Here is a 7,191-nt window from a genome sequence, read left to right on the forward strand (position 1 = left end):
TGGAATGGCGTCCTTCCGAACGAGCGCCCCGATGACGTTGTCTGTTGCCCTGAAGGGCCGGACCGACCAGCGCGCCGCGGGGGCGGACGGGGGGCTCTCTCGGAGCGCTGGGGCATCCCGGAATGCGGTCACGGTGGGGCCGTCGACGATGCACTCGATCGTTTCCGGAGCGCGGTGCAGGCCCTCGCCCGTGGCCTTCAGAAAGGCTTCCTTGCACGTCCACATGTGCAGGAAGGCCGTCCGTCGGTGCGAAGGGGGGCGGGACCGACACTGCGTCCGCTCCGCCGCTGTAAAGACGCGCTCTGCGAGGGCGGCCGCATCAACCGACCGGGTCCGCGGTTCCACGTCGATCCCCACGGGCTGAGTGTGGCTGATGGCCGCCACGACCACAGGGCCGGTGTGGGCGATGTTAAAGTGAAACCGGGGACCATCGGCCGGTGAGTCCTGCAGCGTGGGCTTGCCGTGAGGGCCTGTTGTGAGCGAGAGTGCGTCCGGCGTACAGTCGTACCGGCGGGACAGGACGAGGCGAACCAGCGCGCGGCCGGCGAGGTGGCGGTGCCGGTCCGCGGCGAACTGGTAGCGGCGGGCCCGCTCGTGCTCGGACGGAACGGTCAGGGGGCGAAGCACCGCCGCCGGGTCGTCGGCGAGCGCGTCCAGGCGAAGCCGCCAAACACTGACCGGACGCGCCTCCGGCCACGACGAAGTCCACGCGGGGGAGGCCAGGTCCATGACCACACGCTGGGCAGGCTAGCAGGTCGAGTGAAAGAGGCCCGCAACGGCTTCGTCGGCGGCCTGCAGCTCGTTGTACTGCTCGACGGCCCGGTCGGTGGGAGCCACGTGGACGTCCACGCCCGCGGCGTCGAGCCGGTCGAGGGTCTCGGGCTTGACCTGGAGGCGCTGGTTCATGCCGCGGGAGAGGACCACGACCGAGGCGCCGTGCTCCAGCAGCTCCTCCACGTCGGCCGGCTGGATCCCCGGCGTGTGGGACGTGCCGGTTTCGTTCCAGTCCCAGGCGCGGGCCCCGCCCGGATACAGCTTGGCGTCCTTGAACGATTGGGGGCCGTCATCGGACGGGGGCTCGACCTCCAGGCGGCCCCAGGACACGTGCGTGATGCGTGGGGACGAGTCGGTCGTCGGCATGGCGGCGGGACGGCTTCGTGGCGGAGACGACGAGAGGGTCGTCTTTTCTAAAACACCGACGGGAGGCGTCAGGTTCTCACGCCGGGCTACGTCACAATCGTGCAGGTGCCCGTCTCGTATGCCTCCCGCAGCGCTTCGGTGGCGGCGGTCCGGAGGGCCTCCGGCGACTCGTCGGTCCACATCGCCACGCCAACACTCGCTCCGCCTTCGAGCTGCCCCTCCTCGTCCGCCATCGCCCCCTCAAAATCGGCGATCCAGGGCTCGATGGTGTCGGGCCCGGCCCGAAAGAAGACGCCGTACGTCAGCTCGCCGAACCGCTCGACCCGCCGGTTGGGCGCCTTCTGTTCGAGGCGGGCCTGAAACAGGCGCTCGGCGGAGGCGACGGCCTCCTCGCCCTGGCGCGCGATGGACTCGGCCCGGTTGAGGTGGACGAGGGCCAGGGCCAGGGGCTCCGACGCCGACTGGGCGGCCTCCATCTCCTCCGCAATGAGCTCGCGACGGGGGCGGGGCGACTCCTGGTCCGGGTCGTCGTCCGGCTCGGTGTCGGCCTCGACCGTGCCGTTCGTCTTCTGCGACAGCAGGTCGGCGTCCTGCACGACATCGGTGTCCTGCCCCACGTCTGCGTCCTCGGACGACGGCTCCGCCTCCGCCGCGTCGGGCGACCGGTCTGCGTCGAGCAGGAGGGCCACCGTGTCGGCAAAGTGGGACAGGACGGTGCGGGCCCGTGATGATCCGAGGTCAACGTCGGACGGGGCGTCCGCCAGGAGGAAGGTCGTGGCGGAGGCGTCCGGTTGGGCGACAGGGGCGAGGGCCAGGTGGTCCACTGCCGGCGGGTCGTCGTAATAGCCCAGGTCTTCGACCGCCACCTCGGCCCCGGTGAGGGACCGGTGGGTGACGGATTCCCGCGACATCGTGGCGGTAAGGAGGGGCGTCTGCGTGTCGAACGAGCCGCTGCTGCGGGCCGACGGCGCACGACTGGCAGCCGCCTCGATGCGGTAGGTCAGGGCCACGTCTTCCTGCACGAGAAGACAGACGGTCTGGGCATCGAGGGCCGCCCGGGCCGCCTCGAGTAGGGGGGCAAACACGGGGGCCGTCGGTGAGTCCGACGGCTCCGGGGTCGGCTGAGCCTCGGGAGACGAGGGCGGAGACGACTCGGGGGTGGGCGAGGGGGTGGCCCCGGCGGGCGCGTCCGAGGGCGGGGGCGGTTCCGGGGGAGCGGTCGCGGCGGGCGGGGGCTCTGCTCCACGGTCGGCCGCCTCGTCCGATGCGGCGTCCGACGCGGCGGGGCCCGCCTCTTGAGGCTGGATGTCCATGATGCCGAGCTCGTCGAGCGACGCGTCGTCGGCGTCCGGCTCCGGACGGGGACGCTCTGGGCTCGTCTGGTCCTCCTGGTACCGGGCCCAGAGCCACCAGCCCAGCCCCCCGAGGCCGCCGACGAGGATCAGGCCCGTGACGACGTACAGCCACGGACGGCCGAACAGGACGGAGAGCCCTACGACGAGGACGGCCAGAAGCACGAGCAGGAACCGAACCATGCGACAACGGGACAGGTCTCCCTCTGCGAGAAGAAATGAGTGGAGTGTAGAAGGTATTCCCACCCGGCGGTAATGTCAACAAGATGAACGCCGATTCGAATCTATGCTCGCGCGGCGCGGGCGTCTGCGGCGGCGGTCGTCGGGATGGTGTCGACGTCCGGGGGCAGGTCGACCGGCGGAAGACGGAACGGCAGGTCATATCCGTCCGGCACCGGGTTCGGCTCGGCCCAGAGCGAGCCGTCGTAGCTTTCCATCAGCACGTGGTCCCCCGCGCGGCCCTTCACGTAGCTGCGGTTGAGGGGTACCTTCCCGTGGGGCGTGTCGAGCACGTAGTCCGGGATGGCGAACCCGGACGTGCGGCCGCGGAGCTGTTGCAGGATGTGCATGCCGGCCTCGATGGGGGTGCGCAGGTGCCCGGTGCCGCCGATGATCTGCGCCTGGTAGAGGTAGTAGGGCCGCACCCGCATGCGGACGAGCCCCTCGTTGAGGGCCTTCATCGTGGCCGGGTCGTCGTTGATCCCGCGCAGGAGCACCGTCTGGTTGCCCACGGGGACGCCGGCGTCCTTGAGCCGCGCAATGGCCGCGGCCGCGTCCTCGGTGAGTTCCTTCGGGTGGTTAAAGTGGGTGTTGATCCAGAGGGGGTGGTACCGGGCCAAGAGGTCGCAGAGGTCCTCGGTGATGCGGTACGGCAGCTTCACCGGCATCCGCGAGCCGAACCGGATCAGCTCCACGTGGTCGATGGCCCGCAGCCTGCTGAGCAGCCACTCCAGGTTGGCCTCGTTGAAGGTGAGCGGGTCGCCGCCGGTCAAGAGGACGTCCCGAATCTCGTCGTGGGCCGCGATGTAGTCGATGGCGGCCTGGTGCTCGTCGGTCCGCATGAAATACTCCGCGTCGCCGACCATGCGCTTGCGCAGGCAGTAGCGGCAGTAGATGGCGCACTCGGCGGTGACGCAGAAGGCCACCCGGTCCTCGTAGTTGTGGATGAGGTTCTTGACGGGCTCGTGGCCGGTCTCGTCGAGGGGGTCGAGCTCATCCACGATGTCGTCTCCGAATTCGTCCATCGTGGGCACCGCCTGGCGCCGCACCGGGCAGGACGGGTCGTCGGGGGCCATCAGGCTCGCGTAGTACGGGGTCACGTTCCACCGAAACGTGTCGCCGGCCCGCTCGATGGCCGCCCGCTCGTCGTCGGTCGGGCTGATCCACTCGTGGAGCGCCTCGGCGCTGTGGATGCGGTTCTGCATCTGCCAGCGCCAGTTCGTCCACTGGGGATGGTCGCGTCCCAGCGGGGAGTCCGTCTGTGCCATCGGGGAAGGGGAGTCGTGCGTCGAAAGCGCGAACAGGGGTTACACGCGGCCTGCGACGCAACGTTGCGGGTGGGCCCCGTGTCTACACGAGGCCGAGCCGCCGCAGGCCCTGCTCGAACACCTCAGCCAGGTAGTCCTCGTAGTCTCGGCCCATGAGTTCTGCCGCGATGGCGAAGGTGTCGTCGGGCTTGAATGTCGGCAGCGGGTTGATTTCGAGAAACCAGGGCTGTCCCTCGGCGTCCACCCGAAAATCCGCCCGCGCAAAATCTCGGCAGTCGAGCCGGTCGAACACACGCAGCGTCAGGGCCTGGAGCCGGTCTTCGAGGGTGGCGGTGAGCGCGCCCCGCAATTCATAGTCCCAGTCCTCCTTGGCGGTGGGGGCGCCGCGGTGCTCCAGGGCGTGCAGGCCGATGCCGGTGGTCGGTTCTACGCCGCGCTGGAGGACGGGCAGCGCCTCGGGCGGGTCGTGTCCCACGACGGCCACGGTAAACTCGCCGCCGCCCGCCACGAAGCCCTCCGCGATCGCGTCCTGGTCGTACGTGGAAGTCACGCGCTCCACCGCTTGCCGCAGGGCCGCCACGTCCTCGACCTTGCTTCCGGGCGTAATGCCCTTCGACGTCCCCTCGTGGCGCGGCTTCACGAACAGCGGGAAGGGGCCGGGCAGGTCGTCCGCGTCGACCGCCTTGGCCGCGTCGTAGACCCGATGGGGCGGGGTGGGGATCTCGGCGGCCGCGACGAGGTCTTTGGTCCACGCCTTGTCCAGCGTCACCGAGAGGGTGAGGGCGTCGGAGCCGAGACAAGGGATCCCGCCCATCTCGAGCAGAATGGGCGCGTAGGCCTCGCGGTTGCGGCTGTGGGCCCCTTCTGTGATGTTGATTGCGGCGTCGAGCGCCAGGCCCTCCCCGAGCCGGTCTCGCAGGTCAACCGCGGTGCCGATGCGGACGGGGGTGTGCCCGAGGCGCTCCACGGCCGCGGCGAGGGTGTCCACCGTCTCTTTGGGCTCGTACTCCGCGTCGGCGTCCGACGGGTCATCCTCGGCCCATGGATAGGCGTCGAAGGTGTCGTAGAGAAGACCAATTTGCATACTGCGTGCCTTGTATTTCTTACGTTGGGTGTCAGCACCCTACGCACTACGCAATACGAAATAAACCGCCCCAACAAATCACGGGCTTCGTCGTTCACTCCGCACCCACACTTTGCCGGAGCAACCACCCGGACCCATGACCCAGAAGGCACTCATTGTGCGCACGGGGCCTGATGGCCACGAGGGGCTCAAGAAACTGAACGTTCACCTCGAACAGGGATGGCGGGTGGCCACCGTCAGCCCGATGGGCGGGGCGGGAGAGGCCGACGGTGCGCCCTGTCACGCGGCCCTCGTGGTCTTGGACCGTCGCGACGCTGAAGGAACCACCGTGGCGGTGGAAGCAGTCGAGCGGGCGGAGTCCGAAGCGAAATCGGTCGTGGAGGAGGTGATGCGGGGCATCGGAAAGGTCACTGGCGGGGACGGTGCGGGTCGAGACGAGGCGACTGGAGCCTAGAGACGAATTGGCGTCCGTGGTCGCCGATCCCTTATTTGGGGGCTGGAATTCGACGTCAAGAACCCACCCGCCGTCCATGCCCGACCCCGCCGATCCCGACGCCTCGATGACTGACGTGCAGGAATCCGGATCTGTCGCCCCCGAGCCCGACGAGGATCCTGGGGGCAACGCGCCGTGGTGGCGGCGATGGGTCGTGGCGGCCCTCGTGCTGGGCGGGCTCGGCGCAGCGGTGTACGTAGCTGGCGACATTCCCAAGGCGGAGGGGCACTACGGCTTCTGGTCGGTGCTGCCGCCGCTCATCGCCATTGTCCTGGCCTTCTGGCTGCAGGAGGTGGTCAGTGCCCTCTTCATCGGCATCGCGGCGGGCGGCATCATTGCGGGTCAGGTCAACATCATCGACGCGTTCCTGCTTCCGGCCATCGGCACGGAGGACTTCGCGCTCATTCTGCTGGTGTACCTGTGGGCGCTCGGGGGACTGATTGGGCTCTGGACCCGAACCGGAGGGGCGCTGCGGTTTGCGAACTGGGCGGGACAGAAGATGGTGACCGGCCCGAAGACCGCCAAGTTCTTCACCTGGCTCATGGGGCTCCTTTTCCACCAGGGCGGCACCATCTCGACGGTGCTCACCGGGGCGACGGCCCGTCCCATCGGCGATCAGCACGACGTGTCGCACGAGGAGCTGTCCTACGTCGTCGACTCGACGGCCTCGCCGGCCGCCACCCTCATCCCGTTCAACGTGTGGCCCATCTACGTCGGCGGCCTCGTGGCGGGCACCATCCCGCTCATCGAGACGTCCCAGGAGGGAATTGCGTTTTTCTTCTCGTCGATCTGGGCCAACTTCTACGCCCTCTTCGCGGTGGCCCTGACGCTCCTCTTCGCCTGGGAGGTGCTGCCCTGGGTCCCAAGCAAGAAAATGCGCGACGCGACCGAGCGGGCCCGCACGACCGGCAAGCTCGACCGGGACGGGGCCACGCCCCTCACCTCGCGCGAGCTCACGGAGATGGACGTGCCGGACGACTACGCGCCGGGCCTCGTCGACTTCGTCGGGCCCATCGGGACGCTCCTGGGCGTGGCCATCCTGCCGTACCTCTACACCTATTTCTACCTCGGCAACACGGAGAACCCGACCCTGCTCATCGCGGAGGCGTTTGTGCTGGCCGTGCTGGTAGGGATGGCGCTCGCCCTGTTCAAGGGGATGGAGTTCCAAGAGGTGATCGATGGCTTCATCGACGGCTGCAAGGGGGTTACCATCGGTGCCATCATCCTTGCGCTGGCCGTGTCGCTGAAAGAGGTGGCCGACGCTGTGGGCACCGCCGAGTACGTGGTGGCGACCGTCGGCGAGGCCATTCCGCCCGCCGTGCTTCCGGGCCTGCTGGTGGTGCTCTGTCTCATTATTGCCTTCTCGACCGGCACGTCGTGGGGCACCTACGCGGTTGTCTTTCCGGTCGCCCTGCCGCTGGCGTGGAGCGTCTCGCAGGATCCGTTCTTCATCACGCTCTGCTTCGCGGCGGTCGTGGGGGGCAGCGTCTACGGCGACCAGTGCTCGCCCATCTCGGACACGACGGTCCTCTCGTCGCTCGCCACCGGCGCAGACCTAATGGACCACGTGAACACGCAGCTTCCCCTTGCGTCGGTGGCCGGCGCGCTCGCCATTGTCCTGTACACGCTCCTCGC

Annotated in this window: 7 protein-coding genes; 2 read left to right on the top strand and 5 right to left on the bottom strand. The window is 68.8% G+C overall.

Annotated elements, in window-relative coordinates; all coding sequences use genetic code 11:
* The 5 genes from V5A20_RS12275 to V5A20_RS12295 form a co-directional block, all read right to left on the bottom strand.
* On the bottom strand, positions 1-729 hold a 729-nt coding region (locus tag V5A20_RS12275; protein WP_332327459.1), incomplete at its 3' end, for a 4'-phosphopantetheinyl transferase family protein.
* 18 nt (positions 730-747) lie between these two features.
* Entirely contained in the window at positions 748-1,140 is a 393-nt protein-coding gene (locus V5A20_RS12280) for an Mth938-like domain-containing protein (RefSeq protein WP_332327461.1), read from the bottom strand.
* An 86-nt stretch (positions 1,141-1,226) separates the two neighbouring features.
* Positions 1,227-2,675, bottom strand: coding sequence for a GGDEF domain-containing protein (locus V5A20_RS12285; RefSeq protein WP_332327462.1), 1,449 nt, complete (start codon positions 2,673-2,675; stop codon positions 1,227-1,229).
* Positions 2,676-2,776: 101 nt separating this feature from the next.
* Positions 2,777-3,979, bottom strand: a complete 1,203-nt coding sequence (locus V5A20_RS12290; protein ID WP_332315684.1) for a KamA family radical SAM protein — start codon at positions 3,977-3,979, stop codon at positions 2,777-2,779.
* 82 nt (positions 3,980-4,061) lie between these two features.
* Positions 4,062-5,063 carry a D-alanine--D-alanine ligase family protein gene (locus tag V5A20_RS12295; protein WP_332315683.1) on the bottom strand — a complete coding sequence of 334 codons (1,002 nt, stop codon included), beginning with the start codon at positions 5,061-5,063 and terminating at the stop codon, positions 4,062-4,064.
* Positions 5,064-5,199: 136 nt separating this feature from the next.
* On the opposite strand from V5A20_RS12295, the gene V5A20_RS12300 reads away from it, so the two are divergent.
* Both V5A20_RS12300 and V5A20_RS12305 read left to right on the top strand, forming a co-directional pair.
* Positions 5,200-5,517, top strand: a complete 318-nt coding sequence (locus V5A20_RS12300; RefSeq protein ID WP_332315682.1) for a hypothetical protein — start codon at positions 5,200-5,202, stop codon at positions 5,515-5,517.
* A gap of 76 nt (positions 5,518-5,593) precedes the next feature.
* Positions 5,594-7,191: Na+/H+ antiporter NhaC family protein (locus tag V5A20_RS12305; RefSeq protein ID WP_332327463.1), on the top strand; the 1,598-nt coding region annotated here is incomplete at its 3' end.

The organism is Salinibacter sp., assembly GCF_036626415.1.
GTDB lineage: Bacteria > Bacteroidota > Rhodothermia > Rhodothermales > Salinibacteraceae > Salinibacter.

Bases quoted from the DNA above. Each gene is read 5' to 3' on its own strand.
- V5A20_RS12285 (WP_332327462.1), bottom strand. From the start codon at position 2,675: ATGGTTCGGTTCCTGCTCGTGCTTCTGGCCGTCCTCGTCGTAGGGCTC.
- V5A20_RS12280 (WP_332327461.1), bottom strand. From the start codon at position 1,140: ATGCCGACGACCGACTCGTCCCCACGCATCACGCACGTGTCCTGGGGC.
- V5A20_RS12295 (WP_332315683.1), bottom strand. From the start codon at position 5,063: ATGCAAATTGGTCTTCTCTACGACACCTTCGACGCCTATCCATGGGCC.
- V5A20_RS12300 (WP_332315682.1), top strand. From the start codon at position 5,200: ATGACCCAGAAGGCACTCATTGTGCGCACGGGGCCTGATGGCCACGAG.
- V5A20_RS12290 (WP_332315684.1), bottom strand. From the start codon at position 3,979: ATGGCACAGACGGACTCCCCGCTGGGACGCGACCATCCCCAGTGGACG.